13 protein-coding genes and 1 other annotated feature are annotated in these 14216 nt (G+C 54.9%); of the genes, 11 read left to right on the forward strand and 2 right to left on the reverse strand.

What is annotated here, in order from left to right:
- The first annotated feature begins 5 nt into the window (after nucleotides 1–5).
- The 7 genes from gyrB (at nucleotide 6) to OGY07_RS10775 (ending at nucleotide 8338) form a co-directional block, all read left to right on the forward strand.
- The gene (gene gyrB / locus OGY07_RS10745) at nucleotides 6–2420 is read left to right on the forward strand and encodes a DNA topoisomerase (ATP-hydrolyzing) subunit B (RefSeq protein WP_199957833.1); all 2415 of its coding nucleotides are present in this window, start codon (nucleotides 6–8) and stop codon (nucleotides 2418–2420) included.
- 111 nt (nucleotides 2421–2531) lie between these two features.
- A complete protein-coding gene (gene yidA, locus OGY07_RS10750; protein WP_060569964.1) occupies nucleotides 2532–3344 on the forward strand; it encodes a sugar-phosphatase in 813 nt (270 codons plus the stop codon).
- 269 nt (nucleotides 3345–3613) lie between these two features.
- Nucleotides 3614–4303 carry a D-galactonate utilization transcriptional regulator DgoR gene (dgoR, locus tag OGY07_RS10755; RefSeq protein WP_042287238.1) on the forward strand — a complete coding sequence of 230 codons (690 nt, stop codon included), beginning with the start codon at nucleotides 3614–3616 and terminating at the stop codon, nucleotides 4301–4303.
- Nucleotides 4300–5178 carry a 2-dehydro-3-deoxygalactonokinase gene (locus OGY07_RS10760; RefSeq protein ID WP_286600490.1) on the forward strand — a complete coding sequence of 293 codons (879 nt, stop codon included), beginning with the start codon at nucleotides 4300–4302 and terminating at the stop codon, nucleotides 5176–5178. Before dgoR ends, OGY07_RS10760 begins: the two co-directional genes overlap by 4 nt.
- Nucleotides 5162–5779 (forward strand): 2-dehydro-3-deoxy-6-phosphogalactonate aldolase, encoded by a 618-nt coding sequence (locus tag OGY07_RS10765; protein WP_286600493.1) that lies wholly within the window; start codon nucleotides 5162–5164, stop codon nucleotides 5777–5779. The genes OGY07_RS10760 and OGY07_RS10765 overlap by 17 nt, the downstream gene beginning before the upstream one ends.
- A complete protein-coding gene (dgoD, locus tag OGY07_RS10770) occupies nucleotides 5776–6924 on the forward strand; it encodes a galactonate dehydratase (protein WP_042287229.1) in 1149 nt (382 codons plus the stop codon). The genes OGY07_RS10765 and dgoD overlap by 4 nt, the downstream gene beginning before the upstream one ends.
- 76 nt (nucleotides 6925–7000) lie before the next feature.
- Nucleotides 7001–8338, forward strand: coding sequence for an MFS transporter (locus OGY07_RS10775; RefSeq protein ID WP_060569967.1), 1338 nt, complete (start codon nucleotides 7001–7003; stop codon nucleotides 8336–8338).
- On the opposite strand, the gene cbrA is transcribed toward OGY07_RS10775, so the two are convergent.
- Nucleotides 8335–9441, reverse strand: coding sequence for a colicin M resistance lipid reductase CbrA (gene cbrA, locus OGY07_RS10780; RefSeq protein WP_286600496.1), 1107 nt, complete (start codon nucleotides 9439–9441; stop codon nucleotides 8335–8337). The two genes, OGY07_RS10775 and cbrA, sit on opposite strands and share 4 nt — an antisense overlap.
- Nucleotides 9442–9540: 99 nt before the next feature.
- Here cbrA and OGY07_RS10785 point away from each other — a divergent pair, with 99 nt between their 5' ends.
- Nucleotides 9541–10767 carry a YidR family protein gene (locus tag OGY07_RS10785; RefSeq protein ID WP_205613139.1) on the forward strand — a complete coding sequence of 409 codons (1227 nt, stop codon included), beginning with the start codon at nucleotides 9541–9543 and terminating at the stop codon, nucleotides 10765–10767.
- Here OGY07_RS10785 and OGY07_RS10790 read toward each other — a convergent pair whose 3' ends face one another.
- Nucleotides 10768–11100 (reverse strand): YceK/YidQ family lipoprotein, encoded by a 333-nt coding sequence (locus tag OGY07_RS10790; RefSeq protein WP_042287219.1) that lies wholly within the window; start codon nucleotides 11098–11100, stop codon nucleotides 10768–10770.
- Between the two features lie 242 nt (nucleotides 11101–11342).
- Nucleotides 11343–11415: a sequence feature (ROSE (Repression Of Heat Shock gene Expression) occurs in the 5'-region of heat shock genes and acts as an RNA thermometer to modulate expression.), on the forward strand.
- Here OGY07_RS10790 and ibpA point away from each other — a divergent pair.
- The 3 genes from ibpA to OGY07_RS10805 all read left to right on the forward strand — a co-directional run bounded on the left by ibpA (nucleotide 11409) and on the right by OGY07_RS10805 (nucleotide 14207).
- Nucleotides 11409–11822: a small heat shock chaperone IbpA gene (gene ibpA / locus OGY07_RS10795; protein WP_001532742.1), complete on the forward strand. Its 414-nt coding sequence runs from the start codon at nucleotides 11409–11411 to the stop codon at nucleotides 11820–11822. Its footprint overlaps the feature before it by 7 nt.
- 108 nt (nucleotides 11823–11930) lie before the next feature.
- Nucleotides 11931–12359, forward strand: a complete 429-nt coding sequence (gene ibpB / locus OGY07_RS10800; protein ID WP_042287214.1) for a small heat shock chaperone IbpB — start codon at nucleotides 11931–11933, stop codon at nucleotides 12357–12359.
- A 186-nt stretch (nucleotides 12360–12545) separates the two neighbouring features.
- Complete coding sequence (locus OGY07_RS10805; protein WP_042287210.1) at nucleotides 12546–14207, forward strand: putative transporter; 1662 nt, start codon at nucleotides 12546–12548, stop codon at nucleotides 14205–14207.
- Nucleotides 14208–14216: the final 9 nt, after the last annotated feature.

Here is a 14216-nt window from a genome sequence, read left to right on the forward strand (position 1 = left end):
CGTTGATGTCGAATTCTTATGACTCCTCCAGTATCAAAGTCCTGAAAGGACTCGATGCGGTGCGTAAGCGCCCGGGTATGTATATCGGCGACACGGATGACGGCACCGGTCTGCACCACATGGTATTTGAGGTGGTAGATAACGCTATCGACGAAGCGCTCGCGGGTCACTGTAAAGACATTATCGTCACGATCCATGCTGACAACTCCGTTTCCGTACAGGATGACGGGCGTGGCATCCCGACCGGTATCCATCCGGAAGAGGGCGTCTCGGCGGCGGAAGTGATCATGACCGTCCTGCACGCAGGCGGTAAATTCGATGATAACTCCTATAAAGTGTCCGGCGGTCTGCACGGCGTTGGTGTTTCCGTGGTAAACGCCCTGTCCCAGAAACTGGAACTGGTTATCCAGCGCGATAACAAAATCCACCGTCAGATTTATGAGCACGGCGTACCGCAGGCTCCGCTGGCGGTGACCGGCGACACTGACAAAACCGGTACGATGGTCCGTTTCTGGCCAAGCCTGGAAACCTTCACCAACGTCACTGAGTTCGAATACGAGATCCTGGCGAAACGTCTGCGTGAGCTGTCCTTCCTCAACTCTGGCGTCTCTATTCGCTTGAAAGACAAGCGCGACGGTAAAGAAGACCACTTCCACTATGAAGGCGGCATCAAGGCGTTCGTTGAGTATCTGAACAAAAACAAAACGCCGATTCACCCGAATATCTTCTATTTTTCTACAGAAAAAGACGGTATCGGCGTGGAAGTGGCATTGCAGTGGAACGACGGTTTCCAGGAAAACATCTACTGCTTTACCAACAATATTCCGCAGCGTGACGGCGGTACACACCTTGCGGGCTTCCGGGCGGCGATGACCCGTACCCTGAACGCCTACATGGACAAAGAAGGTTACAGCAAAAAAGCCAAAGTCAGCGCCACCGGCGACGACGCCCGTGAAGGCCTGATTGCCGTGGTGTCCGTGAAGGTGCCGGATCCGAAGTTCTCCTCCCAGACCAAAGACAAGCTGGTGTCGTCTGAGGTGAAATCGGCGGTGGAACAGCAGATGAATGAACTGCTGAGCGAATACCTGCTGGAAAATCCGTCTGACGCGAAAATCGTTGTCGGTAAGATTATCGACGCGGCGCGCGCCCGTGAAGCGGCGCGCCGCGCCCGTGAAATGACTCGCCGTAAAGGCGCGCTGGACTTAGCCGGTCTGCCGGGTAAGCTGGCGGACTGTCAGGAACGCGACCCGGCGCTGTCCGAACTGTACCTCGTGGAAGGGGACTCCGCGGGCGGCTCTGCGAAGCAGGGGCGTAACCGCAAGAACCAGGCGATTCTGCCGCTGAAGGGGAAAATCCTTAACGTCGAGAAAGCGCGTTTCGACAAGATGCTCTCTTCGCAGGAAGTGGCCACGCTTATCACCGCGCTGGGCTGCGGCATTGGTCGCGACGAGTACAACCCGGACAAACTGCGCTATCACAGCATCATCATCATGACCGATGCGGACGTCGACGGCTCGCACATCCGTACGCTGCTGTTGACCTTCTTCTACCGTCAGATGCCGGAAATCGTCGAGCGCGGGCACGTCTACATTGCTCAGCCGCCGCTGTACAAAGTGAAGAAAGGCAAGCAGGAACAGTACATTAAAGACGATGAGGCGATGGATCAGTACCAGATCTCCATCGCGCTGGACGGTGCGACGCTGCATGCCAACGCCAGCGCGCCGGCGCTGTCCGGTGAAGCGTTAGAAAAACTGGTGTCTGAGTACAATGCGACGCAAAAAATGATTGGTCGTATGGAGCGTCGTTTCCCGAAAGCACTGCTGAAAGAGCTGGTTTATCAGCCGACGCTGGTGGAAGCCGATCTTTCTGACGAGCAGAAGGTCACCCGTTGGGTGAACGCGCTGATCGCCGAGCTGAACGAGAAAGAGCAGCACGGCAGCATGTGGAAGTTCGACATTCAGCACAATGCGGAACAGAACCTCTACGAGCCGATCGTCCGGGTACGTACTCACGGCGTGGATACCGACTATCCGCTGGATCACGAGTTTGTGACCGGTGCGGAATACCGTCGCATCTGCACGCTGGGCGAGAAACTGCGTGGTCTGATCGAAGACGACGCATTTATCGAACGTGGCGAACGTCGTCAGCCGGTCGCCAGCTTCGAGCAGGCGCTGGACTGGTTGGTGAAAGAGTCTCGTCGTGGCCTCGCTATTCAGCGTTATAAAGGTCTGGGCGAGATGAACCCGGAACAGCTGTGGGAAACCACCATGGACCCGGAAAGCCGTCGTATGCTGCGCGTTACCGTGAAAGATGCGATTGCCGCCGACCAGCTGTTTACCACGCTGATGGGCGATGCCGTCGAACCGCGTCGCGCCTTTATCGAAGAAAACGCCCTGAAAGCGGCGAACATCGATATTTAATCGGACCACAAAAGGGGAAATCCGTTTCCCCTTTCAATCCTCCTTTTGATAGCTGTTTTTTGAGCGGAATCGCGTTAGCATGAGTCAGGACTCATTTAATGCGGGGAATTCATGGCTATCAAACTCATTGCTATCGATATGGATGGCACCCTTCTGCTGCCCGATCACACCATTTCGCCTGCGGTAAAAAACGCGATTGCCGCTGCCCGGGAAAAGGGGGTCAACGTAGTGTTAACCACCGGTCGTCCCTATGCTGGTGTGCACAGCTACCTGAAAGAACTCCATATGGAACAGCCTGGCGACTACTGCATCACGTATAATGGCGCGCTGGTGCAGAAAGCAGGCGATGGCAGTACCGTTGCGCAAACAGCGCTAAGCTACGACGATTACCGTTACCTGGAAAAACTCTCCCGCGAAGTGGGTTCACACTTTCACGCCCTGGATCGCAACACGTTATATACCGCCAACCGTGACATAAGTTATTACACCGTGCATGAGTCCTACGTTGCGACCATTCCGCTGGTGTTCTGTGAAGCGGAAAAAATGGACCCGGCAACCCAGTTCCTGAAAGTGATGATGATTGACGAGCCCGCGATCCTCGATAAAGCCATTTCCCGCATTCCGGCAGAAGTGAAAGAGAAGTACACGGTACTGAAAAGTGCGCCGTACTTCCTCGAAATCCTGGATAAACGCGTCAATAAAGGCACCGGCGTGAAGTCGCTGGCCGATGCGCTGGAGATCAAGCCGGAAGAGATTATGGCGATTGGCGATCAGGAAAATGATATCGCCATGATTGAATACGCTGGTATGGGCGTGGCGATGGACAACGCTATACCGTCGGTGAAAGAGATCGCCAACTTTGTCACCAAATCCAATCTGGAAGACGGCGTGGCATACGCAATCGAAAAGTTTGTGCTGAATTAATGCCTGATCGTTAACACGCGAGCCGTTATTCGGCAAACAACCCCACCCGCATTTATTGCGGGTTTTTTTATGTCTTTCGTTTCTCTCTCATAACATTTTTATTACCGATTGTCGTTTTTGTGATCTAAATTGTAGTACAACACAATAGTGTTGTACTACAGTGCGCGCATTGCAATGACGAATGACGTCACGTTAGTACTACAAAATTGAGGCGAATTTCAGCGGTAACGGTAAAGTAGAGCGGTACATTCAGAGCAGAAGGACTTTTCATGACTCTCAATAAAACCGATCGCATCGTTATCACGCTGGGCAAACAGATTGTTAGCGGTAAGTACGTACCTGGTTCAGCGCTTCCGGCAGAAGCGGAGCTGTGTGAGGAATTTGAAACCTCACGCAACATCATTCGCGAAGTGTTCCGTTCGCTGATGGCGAAACGCCTTATTGAAATGAAGCGTTATCGCGGGGCGTTTGTTACGCCACGTAATCAGTGGAATTACCTTGATACTGACGTCCTGCAATGGGTACTGGAAAACGACTACGACCCGCGCCTGATTAGCGCAATGAGTGAAGTGCGTAACCTGGTCGAACCGGCTATAGCACGCTGGGCAGCGGAACGCGCGACCTCAAGCGATCTGGCGGAAATCGAGTCGGCGCTCAATGACATGATCGCCAACAACCAGGATCGGGATGCCTTCAATGAAGCGGATATTCGCTACCACGAGGCGGTGTTGCAGTCGGTACATAACCCGGTTTTACAGCAGCTTAGCGTGGCGATTAGCTCGCTACAGCGGGCAGTTTTTGAACGGACCTGGATGGGCGATGAGGCCAACATGCCAAAAACGCTCCAGGAACATAAGGCGCTATTCGATGCAATACGGCATCAGGATAGCGATGCGGCAGAGCAGGCGGCCTTAACCATGATCGCCAGCTCGACACGAAGGCTCAAGGAAATCACATGACAGCACGCTACATCGCAATTGACTGGGGATCGACCAATCTGCGCGCCTGGCTATATCAGGGCGAGCAGTGCCTGGAGAGCAGGCAATCCGAAGCGGGCGTAACGCGTCTGAACGGTAAATCCCCGGAGGCGGTGTTAGCAGAAGTGACCGATGCCTGGCGCGACGGCGCTACGCCGATAGTGATGGCGGGAATGATCGGCAGTAACGTGGGCTGGAAAATCGCCCCTTATTTACCGGTTCCCGCCAGTTTCTCGGCCATTGGCGAGCATGTAACGTCTGTTGGCGACAATATCTGGATTATTCCCGGGCTTAGCGTTTCGCGCGAGGATAATCATAACGTGATGCGTGGCGAAGAAACCCAACTGCTGGGCGCCCGTACGCTCTCTCCTTCCGCTGTCTATGTCATGCCCGGAACCCACTGCAAATGGGTGCAGACCGATGCTGAGCAAATCCACGATTTTCGCACTGTGATGACAGGAGAACTGCATCACCTGCTGCTGCGTCATTCGCTGGTGGGCGCAGGTTTGCCTGATCAGGTTCCGTCTCCGGAGGCGTTCGCCGCCGGTCTGGAGCGCGGTCTCACCTCGCCTGACGTTCTGCCAAAACTCTTTGAAGTTCGCGCTTCCCACGTGCTGGGAAGCCTGCCGCGAGAGCAGGTCAGCGAATTTTTATCCGGCCTGCTGATTGGCGCGGAAGTCGCCAGTATGGGCGATTTTATCCCAGGCGAGCAGGCCATCACCCTTGTTGCTGGCTCATCGCTGACCGCGCGCTATCAGCAGGCATTTCACGCTGTCGGGCGCGAGGTGGCGACGGTAGCCGGCGATACGGCATTTCAGGCAGGCATAAGGAGCATCGCACATGCAGTGGCAAACTGACCTTCCGCTAATCGCAATTCTACGCGGCATTACGCCCGACGAAGCGCTGGCACACGTCGGCGCGGTCATCGACGCCGGTTTCGATGCGGTTGAAATTCCGCTTAACTCTCCGCAATGGGAAAAAAGCATTCCGACAGTCGTCGATGCGTTTAGTAACAGGGCGCTGATCGGGGCCGGAACGGTACTTAAACCCGAACAGGTAGACCAGCTCGCACAGTGGGGATGCAGGCTGATTGTTACGCCAAATATCAACCCAGACGTGATTCGCCGCGCGGTGGGCTACGGCATGACCGTCTGCCCGGGATGCGCTACGGCCACAGAAGCCTTTACCGCTCTCGATGCGGGCGCGCAGTCTCTCAAAATTTTCCCGTCGTCGGCCTTTGGCCCGGATTACATCAAAGCGCTGAAAGCGGTCTTACCCCCCAGCGTGCCGGTCTTTGCCGTGGGCGGCGTAACGCCGGAAAACCTGGCGCAGTGGATAAACGCAGGCTGTGTGGGGGCGGGGCTGGGCAGCGATCTCTATCGTGCGGGTCAGTCAGTGGAACGAACCGCGCAGCAGGCGGCAGCATTTGTTAAAGCGTATCGAGAGGCAGTGAAATGAAGATAACGAAAATCACCACGTACCGTTTACCTCCGCGGTGGATGTTCCTGAAAATCGAAACCGATGAAGGCGTAGTTGGCTGGGGCGAACCGGTCATTGAAGGACGCGCGCGCACGGTGGAAGCGGCAGTCCATGAATTTGGCGATTACCTGATTGGTCAGGATCCAGCGCGTATCAACGATTTGTGGCAGGTCATGTACCGGGCCGGGTTTTACCGCGGCGGCCCGATCATGATGAGCGCCATCGCCGGTATTGACCAGGCGTTATGGGATATCAAAGGGAAAGTGCTGAACGCGCCGGTATGGCAACTGATGGGCGGTCTGGTGCGGGATAAAATCAAAGCCTACAGCTGGGTCGGCGGCGACCGTCCTGCAGAGGTGATTGATGGCATCAATAAGCTGCGTGGGATTGGTTTTGACACCTTCAAACTCAATGGCTGCGAAGAGCTGGGCGTTATCGACAATTCTCGGGCGATAGACCGCGCCGTCAATACCGTGGCGCAAATCCGTGAAGCCTTTGGCAGCGAAATTGAGTTTGGCCTGGACTTCCACGGGCGCGTCAGCGCGCCGATGGCAAAAGTGCTAATTAAAGAGCTGGAGCCGTATCGCCCGCTGTTTATTGAGGAGCCGGTACTGGCCGAGCAGGCGGAATACTATCCGAAACTGGCAGAACAGACGCACATTCCGATCGCGGCGGGTGAACGTATGTTCTCGCGCTTTGAGTTCAAACGCGTGCTGGAAGCCGGCGGCATTGCGATATTACAGCCCGATCTCTCCCACGCGGGCGGCATCACTGAATGCTACAAGATTGCCGGGATGGCGGAAGCGTACGATGTGGCCCTGGCGCCGCACTGCCCGCTTGGACCCATCGCACTGGCGGCCTGTCTGCATGTGGATTTTGTCTCCCGCAACGCGGTGTTCCAGGAGCAAAGCATGGGTATTCACTACAACCAGGGCGCGGAGCTGCTCGACTTTGTGAAGAATAAAGAAGACTTCAACATGGAAGGCGGTTTCTTCAGGCCATTAATGAAACCGGGTCTGGGCGTAGAAATTGATGAAGCGAAGGTCATCGAGCTGAGCAAAAATGCGCCGGACTGGCGTAATCCTTTATGGCGTCATGAAGACGGCAGCGTAGCGGAGTGGTAATACGCGCCATACTTCGCGCATTCCGGTTACGTTTTTAATTAAAAAAATTAAACACACCCTCTGTAAATTACAGGGCATGGTGAGCGGCTTCGCTATGCCCAAAATCTGGAGACAGATTGCGATGGATATTCCAGTTACTGCTGCAAAAACCGGGCGTCGTCGTTATGTGACGCTGATTATGATCTTTATTACCGTGGTGATTTGCTATGTTGACCGTGCCAACCTTGCCGTGGCTTCAGCGCATATCCAGGAGGAGTTTGGCATCAGCAAAGCGGAAATGGGCTATGTTTTCTCGGCGTTTGCCTGGCTGTATACGCTGTGCCAAATCCCCGGCGGCTGGTTCCTTGACCGCGTGGGGTCGCGCCTGACTTACTTTATTGCCATTCTCGGCTGGTCGGTGGCGACCCTGTTCCAGGGATTCGCGACCGGATTGCTGTCGCTGATTGGCCTGCGTGCGATTACCGGGATTTTCGAAGCGCCCGCTTTCCCTACCAACAACCGGATGGTGACCAGTTGGTTCCCGGAGCATGAACGCGCTTCCGCTGTGGGTTTTTACACCTCAGGGCAGTTTGTCGGCCTGGCATTCCTCACTCCACTCCTTATCTGGATCCAGGAGCTGCTAAGCTGGCACTGGGTGTTTATCGTCACTGGCGGGATTGGCATTATCTGGTCGCTGATCTGGTTTAAGGTCTACCAGCCGCCGCGCCTGACCAAAAGTATCAGCAAAGCGGAACTGGACTATATTCGTGACGGCGGCGGCCTGGTGGACGGCGACGCGCCGGTGAAGAAAGAGGCGCGCCAGCCGCTGAGCAAAGCCGACTGGAAATTGGTGTTTCACCGCAAGCTGGTGGGCGTCTATCTGGGGCAGTTTGCGGTAACCTCGACGCTGTGGTTCTTTTTGACCTGGTTTCCGAACTACCTGACGCAGGAAAAAGGCATCACTGCCCTGAAAGCCGGTTTTATGACGACGGTGCCTTTCCTCGCCGCGTTCTTCGGTGTCCTGCTTTCCGGCTGGCTGGCAGACAAACTGGTGAAAAAAGGCTTCTCCCTCGGCGTGGCGCGTAAAACGCCGATTATCTGCGGCCTGTTAATCTCAACCTGTATTATGGGGGCGAACTACACCAACGATCCGGTCTGGATTATGACTCTGATGGCGCTGGCCTTCTTTGGCAATGGGTTTGCCTCTATCACCTGGTCGCTGGTTTCATCGCTTGCCCCGATGCGACTGATCGGCCTGACCGGCGGCGTTTTTAACTTTGTCGGTGGGCTCGGCGGGATCACCGTACCGCTGGTTATTGGTTACCTGGCGCAGGATTACGGCTTTGGCCCGGCGCTGGTCTATATTTCAGCCGTTGCCCTGGTGGGCGCCCTTTCTTATATCCTGCTGGTGGGGGATGTAAAACGCGTCGGTTAAGGCGTGTTTACCAGCCTGCCAGCGTTAACGGTGGGCTGGTCATCCTGCGTTACGGGAATATGCGCCACGCCGCTTTGCATGATCCACCTACGGGTCATCGCCGAGGTTAATACCCGACTCTTCAGGATTTTGCCATACAGCTTAAGGCGTAATTTGCGGGTCGCTTTTCGGTAAGCGCTATTTTTGTCCGCTGTTTCCTGCCCGAAAATACCGTGAAGGATCTCCGCGCTGTCCAGCGCATAGCTGATGCCTTCCAGTGAGCTGGCGCTGATAAATCCTGCCGCTTCGCCAATCAGAAAGGCATTCTCTTTACCGCAGACGAAGTCCGCCCAGCGCGACGGGAACAGAACCGTGCATTTCTCGCTTTTTACCGGTTTGCCGAAGCGGAACTGAAATGCTTCCATCCTGGCTTTTAATGCTTCAAATCGGGCTTGTCCGTCCTTCATCGGATACGCCCCGCCAAAGATAAAATAGCCATCCTTACTGATGCTCCAGGAATAACAGTCCGTTGCGGCGTTATCGAAAATACAGGAATAAAACGGCACCGGATGGCTTTCCGCAAACCACTGCTGGATAGCGACGTATTTGCGAATCCGATGTTGTGGATAAAGAACACGGCGTACCAGTGAGTTTGCGCCATCGGCACCGACCAGATAGCGGGCGCTAATCTGCTGCTCCCAGCCGTCGGCGCGAAAAATAACGTGCCATTTGCCCTCTTCCCGCCAGACTTTACGGCACAGGCTGTCGTGGTAAACCTGCACATCGTCAGGGATCAGCGACTTCATCCATAAATCAAAGGCATGGCGATTAATGTTGATGTAACTGCGCGGGTAGTTACGCGTGAGGGCTGCGTCAACGTCTACCGTTCTAACGCTGAATATTTGCGGATTAGCGATCACGTCCACAGGGAGCGTCATTCCGTCGCGAATAAATGAACGTTGTGCATCTGGCGCCAGCAGGCCGCCGCAAGGTTTAGTAAAGCCTTCGTTTCCGCACTGACGCTTTTTATCCAGCGCGATGACCCGCATCTTACCGCTTAACTTACGCGCCAGGGCTGCGCCCGCCGGGCCAAGGCCAATAATCGCAACGTCGAAATGTTCCATCTTTCTGTCCGCAAAAATAAAGATGACGCTACGCTAAAGCCTGAAAGTGAAGTCCTTGTGAAGTATGATGAGCAAAATCGTTTTGCAACGGGCTAACTCATGAAGCAAGTCACCTTTACGCCGCGTCATCATCAGCTGACCAATATCAATACCTGGACGCCGGACAGCAGCTGGCTGGTTTTTGATGTTCGCCCGTCCGGCGCGTCGTTTACGGGAGATACCATTGAGCGGGTCAATATACATACCGCTGAGCGGGAGGTGATTTACCGTGCCGATCGGGGGGCGCACGTTGGCGTCGTGACCGTTCATCCGCAGGTTGAAAAATATGTGTTCATTCACGGACCGGAGCATCCGGATGCGCACTGGCAGTACGATTTTCATCACCGTCGCGGAGTCATCGCTGAAGCGGGAAGCGTGTCGACTCTTGATGCGATGGACATCACCGCGCCCTGGACGCCTGGCGCGTTGCGTGGCGGCAGTCATGTCCATGTGTTTAGCCCGAACGGGACATTTGTCAGCTTTACCTATAACGATCATGTGCTTCATGAGCGCGACCTGGCGCTGGATTTACGCAACGTTGGCGTCGCGACGCCGTATGGTCCGGTTACTGTTTCCGCAGAGCATCCCCGTGAGTACAGCGGCAGCCACTGGTGTGTACTGGTCAGTCAGACCACGCCTTCGCCACAGCCGGGTAGCGATGAAATCAACCGCGCCTACGAAGAAGGCTGGGTGGGCAACGCTGCGCTGGCGTTTATTGGCGACACGCTTTCCGTGACGGGCGAAAAGGTGCCGGAACTGTTTCTGGTCGATCTCCCTCAGGATGAGGCGGGCTGGAAAACCCCCGGCGACGCGCCGCTGGAAGGAACGGCGTCAACCTTGCCCGCGCCGCCGCGCGGCGTGAATCAGCGTCGCCTGACGTTCACCCACTCGCGTCGTTTCCCGGGGCTGGTCAACGTGCCGCGCCACTGGGTACGTAGCAATCCACAGGGAAGCGAAATTGCCTTTTTGATGCGCGATGATAAAGGGATTGTGCAGCTCTGGCTTATTCCGGCGCAGGGTGGCGAACCGCGGCAGTTGACGCGCCATGCTACGGGCATACAGTCTGCGTTTAACTGGCATCCGTCGGGAAAATGGCTGGGATTTGTGCTGGATAACCGCATCGCCTGCTGCGATGCGCAAAACGGGGTGACGACGTTTCTGACCCAGCAACACGGGAATCCGCCGTCTGCGGATGCCGTCGTGTTCTCGCCGGATGGCAAGTGGGTGGCATGGATGGAAGACGTTGACGGTTTCCGGCAGCTTTGGGTGACAGAAACCAGTCTGTAATTATTGTACGGGCATTCTGGCTGGCGGGATCACGGCATTGGTGGCCTGAGTGCTCTCCTCGCTTTTTTCAACGCGCGACCTGACCGAGCTGTCTTTGCGGAACAAATCCCACGGCAAAAGAATCGTGTCCATTACCGCGGTAAAAGGCATATCCAGAACCGCCAGCGATTTGGTGCCCCAGTTGGTTTCATCGTCGCCAATCATCGCGGCGCTGGCGCGCGTGCCTGGGTAAGTTCCCTCTTTACCGCCAGTATGTGACATTACGCTGGAGCAACCGCTCAGTATAACCATCCCACTGCACATCATCAGCGTTAACAACACATTTCTTATCATGATTTATTCATCTATTGATTATGGGTGTTTGCATGATGAGTTATAGCTGTCCCTTGCCAGAAAAACATCCTCATCATGTCGCTCTGTGGCGGTTATCGCACTTTACCATTACGTGCCTTACCCACCCAGTCTATGCAATAGACACCAAACTGCAAAAAAAAGTCCGCCGGACGCGCTTGAAAAGTTCGCAATCAGACCCATTTTGATGTTGTAGACGAATGAAGGACACGCCTGATGGGTGTTCTGACTACCAGACCTGTCCATGATGGAAGGTCATATATTCTCGCTGATTTCAGGAGCTATTGATTATGCGTAACTTTGATTTATCCCCGCTGTACCGTTCTGCAATTGGTTTTGACCGCCTGTTTAACCTGCTAGAGAACAACCAGAGCCAGAGCAATGGCGGCTACCCTCCGTATAACGTTGAGCTGGTAGACGAAAACCACTACCGCATTGCGATTGCCGTTGCCGGTTTCGCAGAAAGCGAACTGGAAATTACCGCGCAGGATAACCTGCTGGTGGTGAAAGGCGCTCACGCGGATGAGCAAAAAGAACGTACTTACCTTTACCAGGGCATTGCGGAACGCAACTTTGAGCGCAAGTTCCAGTTAGCCGAGAACATTCATGTTCGTGGCGCGAATCTGGTAAACGGACTGCTGTATATCGAGCTTGAGCGCGTGATTCCGGAAGCGAACAAACCGCGCCGTATCGAGATCAACTAATTCCGCGGGCCGCGCTGCGCGGCCTGTTAAACAGTGCTTGCCGTCAGGGAGCACAGGCGAATCTGCGGATTCGCAAGCTTAACTCGCTTCTTAGAAGGAGAAACAACGATGCGTAACTACGATTTATCCCCTCTGCTGCGTCAATGGATCGGTTTCGACAAACTGGCCAGCGCGTTGCAAAATGCCGGTGAAAGCCAGAGCTTCCCGCCCTATAACATCGAAAAAAGCGACGATAACCACTACCGCATTACCCTTGCGCTGGCCGGTTTTCGTCAGGAAGATCTGGACATTCAACTGGAAGGCACACGGTTAACGGTAAAAGGCACCCCCGTACAGCCTGAAAAAGAGACCAAATGGTTACATCAGGGGCTGGTCAGCCAGGCGTTCAGCCTGAGCTTCACCCTGGCTGAAAATATGGAAGTCTCCGGCGCCACTTTCGTTAACGGGTTGCTGCATATCGATTTAACCCGCAATGTGCCGGAAACCCTTGCTCCGCAACGTATCGCCATTAGCGAACGTCCCGCGTTAAACAGCTAATAAAATAGCTCCTTGCCATTGCCCCGCCAGAAATGACGGGGCTTTTTTGTGTGAAGCGTACAACACGCCCGTCTTAAGCGCCTTTCCGGTTTTTTGTAACATCATAATGTGCGCCAGTCTGCATATATGCCTGAACGATTCAGTCATAATCCTTATAAATTCAAATGTTATTCACAGGGAATAAAAATGAGTGATATAGCATTGACGGTCAGCGTTCTGGCGTTGGTGGCAGTTGTCGGATTATGGATCGGCAATATCAAGGTGCGGGGTGTCGGCTTCGGCATTGGGGGCGTGCTGTTCGGCGGGATTATCGTCGGCCACTTTGTCGACCAGGCAGGCGTGACGCTGAGCGGCGATATGCTGCACTTCATCCAGGAGTTTGGCCTGATCCTCTTTGTCTACACTATTGGCATTCAGGTGGGGCCGGGCTTCTTCGCCTCGCTGCGCGTTTCAGGCTTACGTCTCAACCTGTTTGCGATTCTGATAGTCATCATGGGCGGCCTGGTCACCGCAATCCTGCATAAAATCTTCGCTATCCCGCTGCCGGTGGTGCTGGGGATATTTTCTGGCGCGGTGACCAATACCCCGGCGCTGGGGGCAGGGCAGCAAATTCTGCGCGATCTGGGTACGCCCATGGAGGTGGTGGATCAGATGGGGATGAGCTACGCGATGGCTTATCCGTTTGGTATTTGCGGCATTTTGCTGACCATGTGGCTGATGCGGCTGATTTTCCGCGTCAATGTCGATGCGGAAGCGCGACAGCATGAATCGACGCTCACTCATGGACATTCACTGATACAGACCATCAATATCCGCGTTGAAAACCCTAACCTCAACAATATGGCGATCCAGGATGTGCCCATCCTGAACAGTGACAAAATTATCTGCTCGCGTCTGAAGCGTGAGGAGACGCTAATGGTGCCGTCGCCGACCACCGTCATTCAGATTGGCGATCTGTTGCACCTGGTTGGGCAGCCCGGCGATCTGCATAACGCCCAGCTGGTTATCGGTCAGGAAGTGGATACCTCGCTTTCAACGCGGGGCACCGATTTACGCGTTGAGCGGGTGGTGGTGACTAACGAAAAAGTGCTCGGCAAGCGCATCCGCGATCTGCATTTTAAGGAACGTTACGATGTGGTGATCTCCCGACTCAACCGCGCAGGCGTTGAGCTGGTCGCCAGTAGCGATGCCAGCTTGCAGTTTGGCGACATTCTCAATCTGGTGGGCCGTCCAGCCTCGATCGATGCCGTGGCCAATGTCGTTGGAAACGCCCAGCAGAAGCTGCAGCAGGTACAGATGTTGCCGGTATTTATTGGTATCGGTTTGGGGGTATTGCTGGGCTCCATTCCGCTGTTCATTCCTGGCTTCCCGGTGGCCTTAAAACTGGGGCTGGCGGGTGGGCCGCTGATTATGGCGTTGATCCTCGGCCGTATCGGCAGCGTCGGTAAGCTGTACTGGTTTATGCCGCCGAGCGCCAACCTGGCGTTGCGGGAACTGGGTATTGTGCTTTTCCTGGCGGTTGTCGGCCTGAAATCAGGCGGTGACTTTATCGATACCCTGACCCAGGGCGAAGGCTTAAGCTGGATTGGCTACGGCATATTTATCACCGCGATCCCGCTGATTACCGTTGGTCTGCTGGCGCGAATTTTCGCCAAAATGAACTACCTGACGCTGTGCGGAATGCTGGCCGGTTCAATGACCGATCCGCCCGCGCTGGCGTTTGCGAATAACCTGCATGCCACCAGCGGCGCGGCGGCGCTCTCTTATGCCACGGTGTATCCGCTGGTGATGTTCCTGCGAATTATCACGCCGCAACTGCTGGCGGTGATTTTTTGGGGGTTAGGATAACGTTGGCTG

It is taken from the genome of Citrobacter sp. Cs237, from assembly GCF_030332325.1.
In the GTDB taxonomy this organism is placed as follows: domain Bacteria; phylum Pseudomonadota; class Gammaproteobacteria; order Enterobacterales; family Enterobacteriaceae; genus Citrobacter_A; species Citrobacter_A sedlakii.

What these genes read in the sequence shown, in the direction of transcription:
- gyrB (WP_199957833.1), top strand. Translation starts at nt 6, where the DNA reads ATGTCGAATTCTTATGACTCCTCCAGTATCAAAGTCCTGAAAGGACTC.
- yidA (WP_060569964.1), top strand. Translation starts at nt 2,532, where the DNA reads ATGGCTATCAAACTCATTGCTATCGATATGGATGGCACCCTTCTGCTG.
- dgoR (WP_042287238.1), top strand. Translation starts at nt 3,614, where the DNA reads ATGACTCTCAATAAAACCGATCGCATCGTTATCACGCTGGGCAAACAG.
- OGY07_RS10760 (WP_286600490.1), top strand. Translation starts at nt 4,300, where the DNA reads ATGACAGCACGCTACATCGCAATTGACTGGGGATCGACCAATCTGCGC.
- OGY07_RS10765 (WP_286600493.1), top strand. Translation starts at nt 5,162, where the DNA reads ATGCAGTGGCAAACTGACCTTCCGCTAATCGCAATTCTACGCGGCATT.
- dgoD (WP_042287229.1), top strand. Translation starts at nt 5,776, where the DNA reads ATGAAGATAACGAAAATCACCACGTACCGTTTACCTCCGCGGTGGATG.
- OGY07_RS10775 (WP_060569967.1), top strand. Translation starts at nt 7,001, where the DNA reads ATGGTGAGCGGCTTCGCTATGCCCAAAATCTGGAGACAGATTGCGATG.
- cbrA (WP_286600496.1), bottom strand. Translation starts at nt 9,441, where the DNA reads ATGGAACATTTCGACGTTGCGATTATTGGCCTTGGCCCGGCGGGCGCA.
- OGY07_RS10785 (WP_205613139.1), top strand. Translation starts at nt 9,541, where the DNA reads ATGAAGCAAGTCACCTTTACGCCGCGTCATCATCAGCTGACCAATATC.
- OGY07_RS10790 (WP_042287219.1), bottom strand. Translation starts at nt 11,100, where the DNA reads ATGATAAGAAATGTGTTGTTAACGCTGATGATGTGCAGTGGGATGGTT.
- ibpA (WP_001532742.1), top strand. Translation starts at nt 11,409, where the DNA reads ATGCGTAACTTTGATTTATCCCCGCTGTACCGTTCTGCAATTGGTTTT.
- ibpB (WP_042287214.1), top strand. Translation starts at nt 11,931, where the DNA reads ATGCGTAACTACGATTTATCCCCTCTGCTGCGTCAATGGATCGGTTTC.
- OGY07_RS10805 (WP_042287210.1), top strand. Translation starts at nt 12,546, where the DNA reads ATGAGTGATATAGCATTGACGGTCAGCGTTCTGGCGTTGGTGGCAGTT.